15 protein-coding genes are annotated in these 15,478 nt (G+C 61.7%); 6 read left to right on the top strand and 9 right to left on the bottom strand.

Annotation, left to right across the window (positions count from 1 at the left end):
- Positions 1–1,739, bottom strand: a 1,739-nt coding sequence (locus ABR948_RS09440) for a vitamin B12-dependent ribonucleotide reductase (protein ID WP_490337839.1), incomplete at its 3' end; no start/stop codon positions are given.
- 802 nt (positions 1,740–2,541) lie between these two features.
- On the opposite strand from ABR948_RS09440, the gene ABR948_RS09435 reads away from it, so the two are divergent.
- Both ABR948_RS09435 and ABR948_RS09430 read left to right on the top strand, forming a co-directional pair.
- Positions 2,542–3,387, top strand: coding sequence for a DMT family transporter (locus tag ABR948_RS09435; protein ID WP_428116296.1), 846 nt, complete (start codon positions 2,542–2,544; stop codon positions 3,385–3,387).
- Between the two features lie 144 nt (positions 3,388–3,531).
- Positions 3,532–4,875, top strand: a complete 1,344-nt coding sequence (locus tag ABR948_RS09430) for a tetratricopeptide repeat protein (RefSeq protein ID WP_428116294.1) — start codon at positions 3,532–3,534, stop codon at positions 4,873–4,875.
- A 166-nt stretch (positions 4,876–5,041) separates the two neighbouring features.
- Here ABR948_RS09430 and ABR948_RS09425 read toward each other — a convergent pair whose 3' ends face one another.
- Together ABR948_RS09425 and ABR948_RS09420 are read right to left on the bottom strand one after the other, a co-directional pair.
- Positions 5,042–6,010 carry a right-handed parallel beta-helix repeat-containing protein gene (locus ABR948_RS09425; protein ID WP_428116291.1) on the bottom strand — a complete coding sequence of 323 codons (969 nt, stop codon included), beginning with the start codon at positions 6,008–6,010 and terminating at the stop codon, positions 5,042–5,044.
- A 325-nt stretch (positions 6,011–6,335) separates the two neighbouring features.
- Positions 6,336–6,797, bottom strand: a complete 462-nt coding sequence (locus tag ABR948_RS09420; RefSeq protein ID WP_428116288.1) for a BA14K family protein — start codon at positions 6,795–6,797, stop codon at positions 6,336–6,338.
- A gap of 249 nt (positions 6,798–7,046) precedes the next feature.
- Between ABR948_RS09420 and ABR948_RS09415 the strand changes: the two genes are divergently transcribed.
- Complete coding sequence (locus ABR948_RS09415; RefSeq protein ID WP_428116285.1) at positions 7,047–7,460, top strand: NADH:ubiquinone oxidoreductase subunit NDUFA12; 414 nt, start codon at positions 7,047–7,049, stop codon at positions 7,458–7,460.
- Between the two features lie 416 nt (positions 7,461–7,876).
- On the opposite strand, the gene ABR948_RS09410 is transcribed toward ABR948_RS09415, so the two are convergent.
- Entirely contained in the window at positions 7,877–8,563 is a 687-nt protein-coding gene (locus ABR948_RS09410; protein ID WP_428116282.1) for a DJ-1/PfpI family protein, read from the bottom strand.
- Positions 8,564–8,694: 131 nt separating this feature from the next.
- Here ABR948_RS09410 and ABR948_RS09405 point away from each other — a divergent pair, with 131 nt between their 5' ends.
- Entirely contained in the window at positions 8,695–9,693 is a 999-nt protein-coding gene (locus ABR948_RS09405) for a GlxA family transcriptional regulator (RefSeq protein ID WP_428116279.1), read from the top strand.
- Positions 9,694–9,801: 108 nt separating this feature from the next.
- The gene (locus ABR948_RS09400) at positions 9,802–10,077 is read left to right on the top strand and encodes a hypothetical protein (protein ID WP_428116276.1); all 276 of its coding nucleotides are present in this window, start codon (positions 9,802–9,804) and stop codon (positions 10,075–10,077) included.
- Between the two features lie 50 nt (positions 10,078–10,127).
- On the opposite strand, the gene ABR948_RS09395 is transcribed toward ABR948_RS09400, so the two are convergent.
- From ABR948_RS09395 to ABR948_RS09380, 4 genes are all read right to left on the bottom strand, one after another.
- Positions 10,128–10,691 carry a helix-turn-helix domain-containing protein gene (locus ABR948_RS09395; protein ID WP_428116274.1) on the bottom strand — a complete coding sequence of 188 codons (564 nt, stop codon included), beginning with the start codon at positions 10,689–10,691 and terminating at the stop codon, positions 10,128–10,130.
- Between the two features lie 58 nt (positions 10,692–10,749).
- The gene (locus ABR948_RS09390) at positions 10,750–11,535 is read right to left on the bottom strand and encodes a cysteine hydrolase family protein (RefSeq protein WP_428116271.1); all 786 of its coding nucleotides are present in this window, start codon (positions 11,533–11,535) and stop codon (positions 10,750–10,752) included.
- Between the two features lie 172 nt (positions 11,536–11,707).
- Positions 11,708–12,655: an alpha/beta hydrolase gene (locus ABR948_RS09385; protein ID WP_428116268.1), complete on the bottom strand. Its 948-nt coding sequence runs from the start codon at positions 12,653–12,655 to the stop codon at positions 11,708–11,710.
- A gap of 27 nt (positions 12,656–12,682) precedes the next feature.
- Positions 12,683–13,462: an SDR family NAD(P)-dependent oxidoreductase gene (locus ABR948_RS09380; RefSeq protein WP_428116266.1), complete on the bottom strand. Its 780-nt coding sequence runs from the start codon at positions 13,460–13,462 to the stop codon at positions 12,683–12,685.
- Positions 13,463–13,703: 241 nt separating this feature from the next.
- Between ABR948_RS09380 and ABR948_RS09375 the strand changes: the two genes are divergently transcribed.
- The gene (locus tag ABR948_RS09375) at positions 13,704–14,696 is read left to right on the top strand and encodes a DUF2155 domain-containing protein (protein ID WP_428116263.1); all 993 of its coding nucleotides are present in this window, start codon (positions 13,704–13,706) and stop codon (positions 14,694–14,696) included.
- An 81-nt stretch (positions 14,697–14,777) separates the two neighbouring features.
- Here ABR948_RS09375 and aat read toward each other — a convergent pair whose 3' ends face one another.
- A complete protein-coding gene (gene aat, locus ABR948_RS09370; RefSeq protein ID WP_428116260.1) occupies positions 14,778–15,455 on the bottom strand; it encodes a leucyl/phenylalanyl-tRNA--protein transferase in 678 nt (225 codons plus the stop codon).
- Positions 15,456–15,478 lie beyond the last annotated feature (23 nt).

Here is a 15,478-nt window from a genome sequence, read left to right as displayed (position 1 = left end):
GTCATGACAGCGGTCAGCGCGCCGCACAGCGCGCGGCCTTCCTTGCTGTCATAGGACAGACCCATGGTCATCAAGAGGCCGCCGATATTGGCAAAGCCGAGGCCCAGCGTGCGGAATTCGTAAGACAGTTCCGCGATCGCCTTGGAGGGGAACTGCGCCATCATCACGGATATTTCGAGCACCACGGTCCACAGCCGGCACAGATGCTCATAGGCATTGACGTCGAACTGCTTGGTCGTGGTGTTGTAGAAGGTGATCAGATTGGCCGACGCCAGATTGCAGGCGGTGTCGTCCAGGAACATGTATTCCGAGCACGGATTGGAGGCGCGGATGTCGCCGGACGCCTTGCAGGTGTGCCAGTCGTTCATGGTGGTGTTGAAGTGCAGGCCGGGATCGGCCGAGGCCCAGGCGGCGTGACCGATTTTCTCCCAGAGGTCGCGTGCCTTCAGGGTCTTGGTGATCTTCTTGTTGGTGCGGCCGATCAGGTTCCAGTCGCCATCGGTTTCCACCGCGCGCAGGAAATCATCCTTCAGCGAGACTGAATTGTTGGAGTTCTGGCCGGAGACCGTGAGATAGGCTTCGGAATCCCAGTCGGTATCGTAGACCGGAAAATCGATCTCCTTGTAGCCTTGCTTGGCGAACTGGATCACGCGCTTGATCATGCCGTCGGCCACCATGGCGCGGCGGGCGAGTTTTATTTCGCGGCGGAGTGCCGGGTTCTTCTCAGGGTCAAAGCAGTCGTCGCCGCTTCCTTCGCAATTGACGCAGGCTTTCAGCACCGCCTTGAGGTGGCGCTGGTTGAGCTTGGAACCGGTCACGAGGGCGGCGACCTTCTGCTCTTCCTTCACCTTCCAGTCGATATAGGTCTCGATATCAGGATGGTCGGCATCGACCACCACCATCTTGGCGGCGCGGCGCGTGGTGCCGCCGGACTTGATCGCGCCCGCGGCGCGGTCGCCGATCTTGAGGAAACTCATCAGGCCCGAGGAGCGTCCGCCGCCGGAGAGCCGTTCGCCTTCACCGCGCAGCCGCGAAAAATTTGAGCCGGTGCCGGAGCCGTATTTGAACAGGCGGGCTTCACGCACCCACAAATCCATAATGCCGCCCTCGTTGACGAGGTCGTCATTGACGCCCTGGATGAAGCAGGCGTGCGGCTGCGGATGCTCGTAGGAGGATTTCGACTTGGTCAGTTTGCCGGTGAAGGGATCGACATAATAGTGGCCCTGGCCCGGTCCATCGACGCCATAGGCCCAATGCAGCCCGGTGTTGAACCATTGCGGCGAATTCGGCGCCACCATCTGCTTGGCCAGCATGTAGCGCAGCTCGTCGGAGAAGGCGCGCGCGTCCTCTTCGGAGGAGAAGTAGCCGCCCTTCCAGCCCCAATAGGTCCAGCAGCCGGCGAGGCGGTCGAACACCTGCTTGGCGGAGAGTTCGCTGACATAGCGCTCTGATTCCGGCAGATCCGCCAGCGCGGCGGCATCGGGCACCGAGCGCCACAGCCAGGACGGCACGGTTTCTTCCTCGACCTTCTTCAGGCGCGCGGCGACACCGGCTTTACGGAAATACTTCTGCGCCAGCACGTCGGAGGCGACCTGCGACCAGAATTCCGGCACTTCGACGTTTTCCAGGCGAAACACCACCGAGCCATCGGGATTGCGGATCTCAGATGTCGTTAATCTGAAATCAATCCCTGCGTAGGGTGACTGGCCTTGAGTCGTGTTGCGCCGTTCGATTCGCATTGGTCGTGCCCCGTTGTTTTTGACCGGTCCGCAGCCCTGCGGCGCCGGATGTTATCCTTGAGCGAACTGTTAGTCCGCGAGCTCTACCGGTGAACCCGGCCCTGTTTCTCTGGCCGCCAACCTGGTGCGAACACCCGGTCTGCCGCCGCATGGTCTGATGGAACGGCCCCGTTCCGGTCAGTTCATGCTCTCAACGCCACTCACTCTGAGCCGTTTTTGGCTCGTTTTTTCGCTCCGAAATCCCCAATTTCAGGGACAAAAAAGCCCGCACCCGCTGCCTCGACCGGCTGGCGGAGTGGTCATTTTTGGAACCCTTTAGGGAGCGACCGGCGGGACCCAAACACACTCGCGCCGAACAGGATCGAAGCTAGGACGACTCCATCGCGCCCGTCAAGGATTAGTACGAGTTCCTGAATCAAATACTAAATATGGTGGAAAAGGGGGAATAACAGGGGGTGGCCGCGCCTGTGATCTGGCCACAAGTATCAGTGAGTCCTCAGGGATTCCCAAGCGAAAAAAAGTGACTCCGGGACCCAATCGCGGGCTTCATCCCGCTGTTCACAGGGCAACTATTTATTGTGGTCAAGGGATTGCCTCGGGAAGACTCACGTGAAGCTACGGGAAGGTCTGGCGCGGCCGATTTGGCATCGGCGCGGTACCCGGCGAATCGAGGCGCGAAGACCAAATCCGGCAGCCGCGGCGCAGACTCATATTTTCCAACAGGCAGGCATGTCCGCCGGCCGATGGTCAGTGGCGGCGATAACCGGCAGGGTGGCGCCGATTCACACCGGTCCCAACTCCCATGACACTGCAGCACCAGACGGGCGCCAAAGCGCGCATCGCGCCCGCGGGCCTGATGTTCCTCGCCATCACCTCGGTGGGCTGGGGGTTCAACTGGCCGATCACCAAGCATCTCGTGAGCGTGCTGCCGCCGCTGACGTTGCGCGGCACCACCGGCGTGGTCGGGGCTGTTTTGCTGGCGCTGCTGGCGCTGGCGCGCGGCGAAAATCTGCGCCTCGCCCGCGCGCTCTGGCCAAGGCTGGTGCTGGCCGCGTTCCTCAACGTCGGCTGCTGGATGGTGCTGATGGGATTTGCGCTGCTCTGGCTTCCGGCCAGCGAAGCCGCGCTGATCGCCTACACCATGCCGGTATGGGCCTCGATTCTGGCATGGCCGATTCTCGGCGAACGGCCCAATTTGCTGCGCGTCATCTCGCTGGTGATGGCGTTCCTTGGCATCAGCGCCATCCTCGGCGGCAACGGCTTTGAGGCCAGCCTTTCCAAACTGCCGGGAATGATCATGGCGCTTTGCGGCGCGATCGGCTTTGCGGTCGGTGCGGTACTGGCCAAGAAGCTGCCGCTTGGGCTGCCGCCGATACCGGCGGCGGCCTGGCAGATCGGGGTCGGATGCCTGCCGCTCGACTGGCTGCTGCTGAGCTATTCCACCGTGATCCAGTTCTGCGTCGCCTATGTCAGCTGGTTCGCCGCGCTGGCGCGGCTGCCGGCCTCGGTGGCGGCGATCGGCACCATGGCGGTGCCCGTGATCGGCGTGGTGGCGTCGGCACTGGCGCTGCACGAGCCGCTCGGCATCGGCCAGATCGCGGCCCTGGTGTTCACGCTGGCGGGCGTCGCCTTGGCGACGCGATCCTAGACCGCGCGCTGGTGACGCGATCGTAGCTGCCGCGGCAGAACGCAGGGAACCACGCGCCGAATTAGACGCGGAAGCGGCTTACCCGGCCGCGCACAAAATGCTAGGGTTGTGTCTGTTATACGGAACAACTGGGAAGGTTGAGCCGTGGCACAGGCAATTGCTGTTTGGTTCAAATTAAAAGCAATTTTTCAGGCTGCAGCCGGATGGATCGCGAGATCGGCTTCGCTCAGCAACATCATCGGACTGAGCTGGATTGTCATCTTTGTCGTGATCGGCTTTCTCATCGCGGAGGAAGTCGCGCGTGATGTCGTCACGATCGAACCGATCTCGGTGCCGAAAACGTTGTCCGATAACGGCTATACGCCCGAAGTGGCCGGTCATCGGCTGCTCGATGCCATCAAACATTACGCGAGCATCAACAGAGCCGCCCCGCTGATTGAAGTGCTGAATATTGCGCCCAGCGATGAACTACCGGATTTCGTCATTCCGCAAATCGGTCTGTCGCTCAATGCCGTGGTCTCGTCGCTTCGTAGCGTGCTGCATTACGGCACCGGGCGACGGATCTCCGGCGAACTGATTTTGCGCGACAAACTGGCGTTGCGGCTGCGCGTTGACGGCCACGAGGTCTACAGCAGCGGATTCGATGCCGAGAATCCTGACGAACTCCTGACCAGCGCCGCGCCCGCCATTATGGAAAAAATACACCCCTATATCGCCGCGCTGGCCTTGTATCGCGAGCATCCGGAGCAGGCGGTGGAGAAAGCCGACGATATCATCGCCAGTTCGCCGGAAAGCGATCCGAATGTGCAGCTCGCGTATGTCTTGAAGGGAGATTATTTTTTTGATCGCGGCAATTATGCCGAGTCGGAAAGGTTTTTGCGAAAGGCGGTCAGCCTGAACTGGAGTAATCCAGGGCCGCACAACAATTTGGGTCGCGCCTTGTGGCGTCAGAACAGATTTGATGAAGCCATTGCGCAATACCATCGCGCCCTCGGCATCAACCCCAGATTGGCGGTGGCCTATAACAATCTGGGCATCGCGCTGGGCATGAAGGCGCTGCCGAACGGGAGCCAGGCCGACGCCATCGCGCAATTTCGGCGGGCGATCGAGCTCGATCGACGTTTTGCGCTTCCGCACAACAATCTTGGCCTCGCTTACTATCACCAGGGCAACGTTGTCGACGCGATCACGGAATATCGACGCGCCATCGCGCTTGATCCGAAGATTGCGCTTCCACACAACAATCTGGGCATGGCGCTATATCGCGAAGGCAAGGCCGAGGAGGCGATCGCGGAATTTCATCGGGCGATCGAGGTCGATCCCAAGAACGCAACGACCCACAATGATTTGGGTCTCGCATTGGCCAGTGAGGGCAAGATCGAGGACGCGATCGCGGAATACCGCCGCGCGATCGAGATCGCACCCAATTACAAGGGCGCCAAGGAAAATCTGGAAAAAGTGCTGCAGGCCAAATCGGCGGCCAAATAGCGGCGGGCTGTTGCCGCGCGTGCCGGCGTCGCATGGCGCTGCAATCAAATTGGTGCGGCGCATTTCGTCAATTAATATCATCACCCGGCGCCGCCGTATCGGCGCCGGGTGCGGCGGTCGCTTTCGGATTCGACAGCTGGTTCTGTTGCGCTGCGATCTCTTAATTCTAGTCCTGCGACAGGTTGACGGTCGGCGTTCCGTCCGTGTCGTTGCCGCCGTTGATGTTGTTGGTCTTGTAGGACAGGGTAGAACCGGCGGATGTCACCAGGCCGGTGGTGTTGCCGAATATGGTCGTGTTGGTGAGGAATATACTCGATTTGGGACCCGAGGCGCTGGCACCCGTTACGTTGTTGATGAGGGACGATCGATCGACAAGGATTGCTATCGCACCGCCGCCGCTCGTCGGGGTCAGTGCCAAAATACCGGCGGCCGTAGCACCAGCCGACACCGTATTGATGACATCGATAACCGATTCCGCCGTCGTGGCACTGCCATCTGCAATGATCCCGGCGACATTGCTGAACGCCGATACGCCGTTGATGGTGACCCGGGCGGCCCCGGTACCGGACGGCTTGATATCGATCGCGCCGCCGGTCGTGCCCGATCCATTGTTGGCAATCGTCGTATCCGAGACATAGAGGCTGCTGGCACCGGTCGGCTGGAACAGAATTCCGAACGACCCTGACGAGAGGAATTCGCGGATCGTGCACTTGTCGACCAGAAGCGCCTTGCCGGTATTGAACGCGATGCCGCTCAGTCCCGGCCCGACCACCGTTCCGATAATATCGAGGCCGCGCAGGATCACGGTGTCGGCCGCGCCGGCATTGACGACGAAGCCGTTGGTGCCGGACACCAGAACCCCGGCTTCGGTACTGGTGCAATCGATGGTGATCGCCTTGGTGATGGTGAGGGCGCCGAAGCCGCCAGGATCAATGCAGTTGATTTCACCGCCCGCCGCGGTCTTCGAGATGGCTCCGGCGAATGTTTTGCACGGCGCGGTGCGGCTGCATGGATTGACGTCGTCGCCGACACCCGAAACCCAGGTTCGCGTCGCCTGCGCCTGTGCCGGCGCGGCATGCAGGACCACAGCGAGTAGCAGTCCAAGCAAAGTCAAAAACCGTGAAATGTTCATCATGGTGATACCTCCCTTGTTGTCATTTGTTGTCATATTTCTTGGGGCAAAAAACGCGCCGACAATATTGTTACCTATAATTGTATTGTTATGGTAACACACCGGGACGATATTTAATATTTAATGCAGACGTTTTTCGTCCGGTGGGTGCCGATCCGCAGGCGAGCGAAGCTCGCTCTCCGGGGGCCGGGGAGTTGCGAAGGCAACCCCGCGACCGTTCACTTCGCCGAAGTAACGGCGCATTCATAACGACAACGGCGCATCCATAATGAAAAAGGACGGCGCATTGAATTGCGCCGTCCTTTAATTTCGCAAATCCCAGCCTTGGTTACGGGCAGGGGTGCCTCAGGCCATCATAACCGACATAGGTTCCTGACCTCGGATCGTAGGAGCGATAGGTCTGCATGCAGTAGGCGACGGTATCGTCGCCGCCGCCCGGACCCTGGACGACCGCAACGGGGCCATCATTGTCATATTGGTCATCGTAGTAGCCCGGCGCGTAATAGCCCGGTCCGCCATAATAGGCGTTTGACGTGAGCGCGCCGCCAATCACGGCACCCGCCACAGCGCCGGGGAAAAAGCCGCCGCCGCCGCGATTGCCGTAACCACCGCGAAAACCACCGCCACCGCCGCTAAAACGCGCGCCCGCCGCAGCGCCATGGAAGCCAGCGCCGCCGCCTGCGCGGACACCGCCGCCTCTGGCGCCATGGCTTTGGGCGAAGCTCGCGGTTGGCACCGCCAGTGCGAGAACCACTACGGCGGCAGTACTCAAGATTTTAAGATTGATCATTTTCGGCTCCATGGACGAGACACACCAATCCCCTGGGAGGGCGGATGTTCCCGAGCCCCGCACCCAATCGTGCGCGGCCGGAGATTGCGAGACGTCGACTGTACGCGGAATGAACGGATTGCGCTGATTCCATGGCTTCGGTGAGGTCGGCTGTATCCGGTCGAACGGACTTTTGTACCGGACTTAACTGGACAATTCGGCCCGCCAATGGCATCAGAACTCCAGCGCTTCTCGAACCGGCCAGGCCCCATGAAACTGTTTTTTCTTAAACTCTTCACGTGGTGGAATGGCCAGACCTTCGGCACGCAATTGTGGACATGGCGGTTCGGCGAACTGGTCGGCCAGGACGAGCAGGGCAATCGCTATTTCCGCACCAAGGGACGCAAGATCGATCCATCGCTCGGCTTCGAGCGGCGCTGGGTGGTCTATAACGGCTATGCCGAGGCGACCCGCGTACCGCCGTCATGGCACGGCTGGCTGCATCACACCGTCGACGTGGCGCCGACCGAGGAGACCTATACGCCGCGTGAATGGGAAAAGCCGCATCTGCCCAACATGACCGGGACACCGGCGGCCTACCGGCCGGCCGGCTCGACGCTGGCGAGTGGCCACCGTCCGAAGGCCACCGGCGATTACCAGCCCTGGACTCCCGGCAGCAACTGAGCATCAGCTAACCACCGTCATTCGGGGCGCGCGTAAGCGCGAACCCGGAATCCATACTCCCGATCGTGGTTATGGATTCCGGGTTCGCACTACGTGCGCCCCGGAATGACGGAGATAAGCCTGTGAACAACGGGAACAGCGGGGACATTTACCGACGCGTTCTTGAGTTCAGCCCGCGCTGGTGGCTCAATCACGTCATCTTATGGAGGTGGGAAACCATCGCGTCGGTTCGGGCTCCAGTTCGCGACTGCCCCGATTTGCAGCGGCTGCCGATCAGAATACGGCTGGGAGATAGGCCCCCGGCGCAGAGTTTCTGAAATCGCCCGTCAATGTGGAGCTGCCGTAAGACAGGAAAGGCCGTCTGGGAAACCAGGCGGCCTTTTTCTTTGCAGCGCCATTGAAACGTCGGAACGGCGTCAGGCCATCCGCGCGGCGGCGACGCGGTTGGCTTCGCTGCGGCGCTGCTGGCCCGGCGCATTCCGTTCTTTCATGCGGGCGAGAATTTCCGGCGGCGCGGTATCGGGCGAGCCGGCATCGAACGGCGGCGCCGGATTGTATTCGAGCCGCAACTGGATCGCCTCGGCGGTCGGCCGGTCGAGCAGGATCGACACCAGCGTCAGCGCAAAATCGATGCCCGCGGTGACACCGCCGCCGGTGACGCGATTGCGGTCGATACACACGCGCGTCTTCGTCGGCGTCGCCCCATAGGGCGCCAGAAAGTCCATCGCCGTCCAATGCGTGGTCGCCCGGTAACCTCTGAGCAATCCAGCGGCGCCCAGCACCAGCGATCCCGTGCACACCGAGGTGATGTATTTCGCGCCCTTGGCCTGCCGGCGCAGGAATTCCAGCATCTCTTCGTCATTGATCATGTCGTCGGTACCGGCACCGCCGGGAACGCAGATCACGTCGAGCTGCGGGCAATCCGCAAAACTGACGGTCGGCGTCAGCGTCAGCACGGAATCGCTCGGCACCGGCTCGATCCGTTTCCAGATCAGGTGCACCTGCGCACCGGGCACGCTCGCGAATACCTGCAGCGGACCTGTGAAATCGAGCTGGGTCACTTTCGGGAACACGAGAAGTCCGATCTGGAGCGGTGCCGACATGACGAGCCTTTCGAGGTTGGGGCGATATACGCGGTCAAGGACGGCCAGAGCCTGCTTGACCCCGAGATCCTGACATGATTGGTTTGTGTCCTGAATGGCTTATTTCCCTCATTTTAGGACATGACCTAATCATGATCGCCGTGCTCGTATTTCCCGACTTCCAGCTGCTGGATGCCGCCGGTCCGATTTCGGTGTTCGAGATCGCTGCGCGCCTGGCCGCTGTGGCCTCGTCGACCGGGGTCTCGTTGACCAAGACTTCGTCAATCAAGACTTCCTCAATCAAGACCTCGTCAATCAAGGTGCTGGCGGCGACGCCCGGTCCGGTACGCAGTTCATCGGGTGTCGAGATGATGGCGCGCGGCCTCAGGCCCGATGGCGCGATCAGTACCCTGATCGTCGCAGGCGGTCAGGGGGTGCGCGAGGCGTCGCAGTGCGACAAGACGCTGGCCTTCGTGAAGGCGATCGCCAGACGCGGTGTCCGCGTCGCCAGCGTCTGCTCGGGCGCCTATATCCTGGCCGAAGCCGGCCTGCTGGATGGCCGCCGCGCCACCACGCATTGGGGGCGCACCCGGCATTTCCTGTCGGCCTATCCCAAGGTGAAACTGGAGCCCGACCGGATTTTCGTCCGCGACGGCAATATCTGGAGTTCGGCCGGGATCAGCGCCGGCATCGATCTGGCGCTGGCGCTGGTGGCGGAGGATTTCGGTGACGCCATCGCGCAGGACACCGCACGCCAGCTCGTGCTCTACCACCGCCGCAGCGGCGGCCAATCGCAATTTTCATCGTTGCTGGAATTGAAGACGCCCGCGGGCCGCTTTGGCCCGTTGCTGACCTGGGCGCGCGAGCATCTCGACGCACCGCTGACGGTGGAGGATCTGGCCGAGCAGGCCGGCATGAGTTCGCGGCATTTTACCCGCGCCTTCATTGCGGAGACCGGCACCACGCCGTCGAAGGCGGTCGAGCGGCTGCGGATCGAGGTGGCGCGGCAGCGCGTGCAGTCCTCCAGCGAGGCGATCGAGCGGGTCGCCGAAACCACCGGCTTCCGCGATCCCGAGCGGATGCGCCGCGCCTTCATCCGCGCCTTCGGCCAGCCGCCGCAATCGCTGCGCCGCGCGGCGCGGGCGGGTTAATTGAAAAGTCTGAGCCGATTTTTTTATTGTTATCCCCGCTTTAATCGAACAGGGGCGGCCTTATCTTATTGCTTGATGTAAGGTGCTGCCCATGTGGAAAGGGATTGCATGATGGTGAGTCAGTCGATGGCTTACACAATTCTGTTTCCGTCTTCCTATTCGATCGCAGTCTCCAAATTGCGGCAGCAACTCGACGAAGCGCACCTGGCTTGGTCGAAAGAGTGGAAAGAGCGACAGGTTGATTTCAAGATCGAGAACATCCGTTTCGTCCATGATCCGCACTGGAACAAACGGTTTTTCAGCTTGCAAGCCGCGCACGACGGATCGACTTGGTTCTGGAGCGCCACGCATAGGGTCGTGCTCGTCGGTGTATTGCCGATCTGAAAAAGGCGATCGGTGACCGGCCCGAAAGCCAGAGTGAGACCGCTCGACGGTCATTTGTGCCGAATGATCACGATGTATTTGGCGGGGACGTCGTTCTGATTTTCGAATGTGACTGCGCGCATCACATCGAAGTCGAAACAGTCTCCTTCGCCCAGATCGAAACACTTCAGATCGATGTAGACGGATATCTTTCCGGTCAGCATCAGCAATTGTTGTGTATAGGCGCGCCGTCCCCAGGGACTGTATGAAACCCGCGCGCCGGCGGGTAGATCGACCACGATAATTTCGATTCCGCTCGACACGTTTTGCGCGGACGCATGTCGTCGGCGATAGCCTGTTTCCGGATCGCGCCAGACCGGCTGGTCGGCGAAGCGTGCCAGACGCTCGGGAGGACGATCGCTAAGACCAATGACTGAACTCAGCGTGACATCCATCGCGGCGCACACCTTGCCCAGCAGTACCGCGGTGGCGCTGCTTTCGCCGCGCTCTACTCGCCCGATCATTGCGCGGCTGACGCCGGAACGGGCGGCTAGTTCATTCAAGGTGAGGCCCGCGCTTACGCGGAGACCTTTGAGCCGGCCTCCGATGGCCTTGTTCAGTTCGTCCCGGGCCATTAAACTTTCTCAAGCAACGAATTCGGGAGCTCCGGGAGAGACGAAGCTCCCGAGGCGATCAGGCCTTCCGCGAGATCAATTCGACGAAACGGTCCGACGATATCACGGGCGCGAAGAAATTGTTGATGCGTTCCATCGCAGCGGCTTCCTGTTCAGGCTTCTGGCACGCGCAGGCGTCACCGATAACGATCGGGAGATAACCCGCGTCGCGAGCCGCGCGTGCGTTACCCTCGATGCACCAGTCCAGATGTATGCCGGTCAACACGATCGTCTGAATCCGCTTGCGGCTTAGTTCGAGGGGCAATTGCGTGCCCGCGAAGGCCGTCTGCAGAGCGAGCTCGTTGAATTCGTTATCTCCAGGTTGTACTAGCGCTCGTAGTTCACCGACGAGTTCGCCGTCTCTCTTTTTCATTTCCGGCGTGAAGTTCAATCCCTTCACCCAGCTTCCGTATTGGACGCGATCGAAATCGGTCTGCGGATAACTTTCCCTGAAGACTTCATAACCGATCCAGTTGAACGATTTGAAATTAGCAGCCTTGCGGGCTGCTGTCGCAACCTTGACGGTCGCGGGCAGGCTTCCACGTTCTCGATGTTTCTCGCCGGCTTGCACACCCCCAGGATCATATAGCGACTTGTTCTGGCTGACCGACATAAATGCCGCCGGCCGAGACAGAATTTCCACCAGATCGAGCTCTTTCCAGTGCGATGCAAGCTCGGGAATTGCATTGATTCCACCCAGGCTTGCGGCAGCGCTGGCGTTTTCGTTGGCAACAAAAGCTGAAGTTGCGACGACAACAGCAGCGCCAGCCAGCGCTTGTCTGCGGGAAGTAACAGGCAAATTCATGGAAATCTCCTTGATGCGTTTGAGGTTGAGCGATTTCGCTGATCACCGACCATGATGATTTCCCGAAATAGCTTCCCAAACGCAGCAACGAGCATGCCTTCCAGCGAGCGTTCCGGCTAATATATTGGAATCTCACCCGGTGCTCTACTCGGGGATGGCAAGAATAGGCGTGCTAGCCCAGCGCCTTCAGCCACGCGCCGATTTCGCCGGCTGCGACATTGGCCTGTTGCAACAGTTTGCCCATGGTGAAGAAGCCGTGGAACTGGCCGGGGAATGTCCGCCAGGTCACGGCCACGCCGGCTTCTTTCAGGCGCCTGGCATATTCGTCGCCTTCGTCGCGCAAGGGGTCGGCGCCGGCGGTCAGCACATAGGCCGGCGGCAATCCGGCGAATGTTTTGGCGCGTGCCGGCGATGCCCGCCAATCGCCGATGTCGGAGATGCCATTGAGATAGTGATCGCGAAACCACCTGATGACGGAATGCGTGAGAAGAATGCTGGTCTCGGGCTCGCTATGCGAAGCATGCGTCATCGCAAAGTCGGTCGCCGGATAGATCAGCATTTGTCCCGAGATCGCCGGGCCATCGCCGTCGCGCGCCGATATCGCGACCACCGCGGCAAGATTGCCGCCGGCGCTGTCGCCGCCGACCACAAGCCGCGAGGCGTCGATGCCGAGATCTTGCGCGTGACCGGCGATCCATGTCGTCGCCACGATGGCGTCATCGATTGCGGCGGGGAATTTATGCTCGGGGGCGAGACGGTAATCGACGGAAATAACGATCAGCTCACCTTCGTCAGCCAGTTTTCGGCACACCACGTCGTGGGTATCGAGATCGCCGATCACCCAGCCGCCGCCGTGGAAAAATACCAGGCAAGGCGCGAGGCCGCCGGCGTTCCGCAGCTTTAACGGCGTGTAGATACGCGCAGGGATCGATCCGGACGGCGAGGGGATCGCCAGCGGTGCAACCGATTTGAGTGCGGGCGGGTCAGGGTTGGTGACGAGACGGGCCTGTAAATAATATTCGCGCGCTTCGCCAGCCGAAAGCGTTTCGTAAGGCGGCCGGCCGGCCTCCTGAAATGCCTGGAAGACGAAGGCGGCATCGGGATCGAGGGTGACGGGCATGATGAGAAGTCCTGTTGACGACGATGCTTAGCCGGCGGTTCGTCCGCCATCGACGGTGTAGGCGGAGCCCGAGACGTAGCTCGCTTCGTCGGAGGCGAGGAACGCGACGATGGAAGCGACTTCCGAAGCGTGTCCGAGCCGGCGGCCGGGAATTCGCTCCACGATCTTGTCGCTGGGAACCGGTGCATTGCCGGGATTGCGGCCGTCGATGATTGCGCTCAGCATGCGGCTGTCGATCATTCCGGGGCAAACGCAATTCACGCGTACGCCGGTCGCGGTGCATTCCAGTGCGGCGCTTTTGGTGAGGCCGATCACCGCATGCTTGCTGGCGCTGTAGACCGCGATGTCGGGCGAGCCGATCAGGCCGGCAATCGAGGCGGTGTTGATGATGCTGCCCTTGCCGCGTTTGAGCATCACCGGCAGCACATGCTTCAGCCCTAGGAACACGCCGACCACGTTGACGTCGAGCACCCGGCGGAAGGTCTCGAGCGAATATCGGGTGATCGGTGCGATGTCGCCCTCGATGCCGGCGTTGTTGTAAAACACGTCGATGCTGCCGAAGCTGTCGAGCGCGGCGCGGACATAGTCGGCGACCTCGTCCTCGCGGGTCACATCGGCCGCGATCGCAACGGCACGGGCCGACGCCGGCAGGTCCTGGATCGCGGTCTGCAATTCCCGCTGCTTGCGGTCGACTGCGACAATATGCGCACCGCGCTCGGCCAGCAGTTGCATGGTAGCGGTGCCGATGACGCCGGCGGCGCCGGTGACGACGGCAACCCTGCCATCGAGACGAATGCGATCGGGCATGCGTGGCGTTTCCTTGGCGTTTCCCTGGCTGGTCCGGTTATTCCGGACCTTCGAGGCCCTGCGCGCGGCGCGCGAGCCTTTATGGCTGGATTATTCCATGTGTCGCAGGGGCTGACCAGTAGCCGGGCAACACCGCAACCCGCCCTTTCCCCGCCGTATTCGGCATGTTAACCGGAGGCCCTGCGCGCGGCGATAGCCTATAGAATGTCGCGAGCCCGATTCGCCTTTTTAAAGCCGCGAGATGTTTCGAACCATTGCCCTGACCGGATTTGCGGCTCTGGTAGCCGCCACGACCATCTCGCTTGCGCCATCAGCGCATGCGCAGATCGGCAATATTTTTTCCGATCCGGCGCCACGACCGCCCGGCAGCATTCCCCGCGGCAACCAACAACCACAGCCCGAGGACGAAGAGGAAGTGCCGGAACTGCCGCAGGGCCGCCTGCTGCCGACCCCCAACCGTCCGCTGCCGCCGGGGCAGGGCGTGCCGGCGCCGGGCAGCGTGCAGTCGCAGCCATTGGCGCCGCCGCCGGGCACCACCATCATTCCGCAGAACACGCCGCCGGGCGTCGCGGTGGCACCGCCGCAGCCCAATCAAGGCGTGGCGGTCGCGCCCTCGGGCGCCAATCCCGCGCCGGGAGCGCCGGGGCAGCGCCAGCCCAAAAACGTGCCGCAGACGCCGGCCACGTTACAGCCCGGCGACGAGGTGGTCTCCGAGCCGCCGGCGCAGAAGATCGTCAACAAGAAGGCGAGCTTTTCGGGATTGGACAAGATCACCGGCCGCATCATCAATTTCGACGAAGACGTCGGCGAGACGGTCCAGTTCGGCGCGCTGCGCGTCAAGACCGACGCCTGCTATACCCGCCCGGCCACCGAAGCCGCCAATACCGACGCTTTTGTCGAGGTCGACGAGATCACGCTGCAGGGCGAGGTGAAGCGGATTTTTTCGGGCTGGATGTTCGCGGCCAGTCCCGGCCTGCACGGCGTCGAGCATCCGATTTACGATATCTGGCTCACCGACTGCAAAGCCCCCGACACCACCGTCGTCACCGCGCAGCCCGATCCGCCAAAGGCCGCGCCGCCGCCGCCGGCCCAGAAACGCCCGCCGGCGCCCAAGCAGCAGGCGCAGCGTCCACCGCCGCCACAGCAGCCGCAATTCCAGCAGCAACAACCACCACCGCCTCAGCCGCAGCCCCAGCAGCAGGACGGCGGCCTGTTCGGGATTTTCCGGCAGTAATCCCTTTGCGCTCGCTGGACGCCGGGTATCGCCATAAGCGCGGATACGCGCGTCTTTGAGTTACTTTGCGGGCATGCACGTTCATTGCCGTCCCGCGATGATCTCAAGCGCCTCCGCGCCGCGGATCGGACGATCAACCGGTAATGTCCGGAAATCAGCCCCAGCTTTGATCGCCCTGTCGAGCAGGGTGGTATATCGCCGCCGCGGGATCTCGACGGCGCCAAAGCTGCGCAAATGCTCGGTCACATATTGTGTGTCGAGCAGTTCGAAGCCACCCGCGATCAACCGCGCCACCAGATGCACCAGCGCCACTTTCGAGGCGTCGCGGGCGCGGTGAAACATGCTCTCGCCGAAGAAGGCCCGGCCGAGGCTGACCCCATACAATCCGCCGACGAGTTCGTCATTTTCCCAGACCTCGACGCTGTGGCAATGCCCGAGCTCGTGCAGTCCGACATAGAGATCGCGGATGCGCTTGTTGATCCAGGTGTCGACGCGGCCGGGCTGCGGCGCGGCGCAGCCGGCAATCACGGCTTTGAATGCCGTATTGACTGATACCGTGAAGGCGTCGGAGCGCACCGTGCGCGCCAGGCGCGACGAGATCCGAAAACCGTCGAGCGGAATCACGCCGCGCATTTCCGGCTCGACCCAGAACAAGGTCGGATCGTCAGCACTCTCGGCCATCGGGAAGATGCCGCAGGCATAGGCGCGCAGCAGCACTTCGGGCGTGATTTCGGAAGCGGCGGAGTCGCGCGACGTCATGGATCGGAGGATAGCAGGGGGAG

The sequence above is a fragment of the Bradyrhizobium sp. genome, from assembly GCF_050014615.1.
Taxonomy (GTDB): Bacteria; Pseudomonadota; Alphaproteobacteria; order Rhizobiales; family Xanthobacteraceae; genus Bradyrhizobium.
Note: the sequence above shows the minus strand (reverse complement) of the source record. Positions and strands in the feature narration are given on the sequence as shown.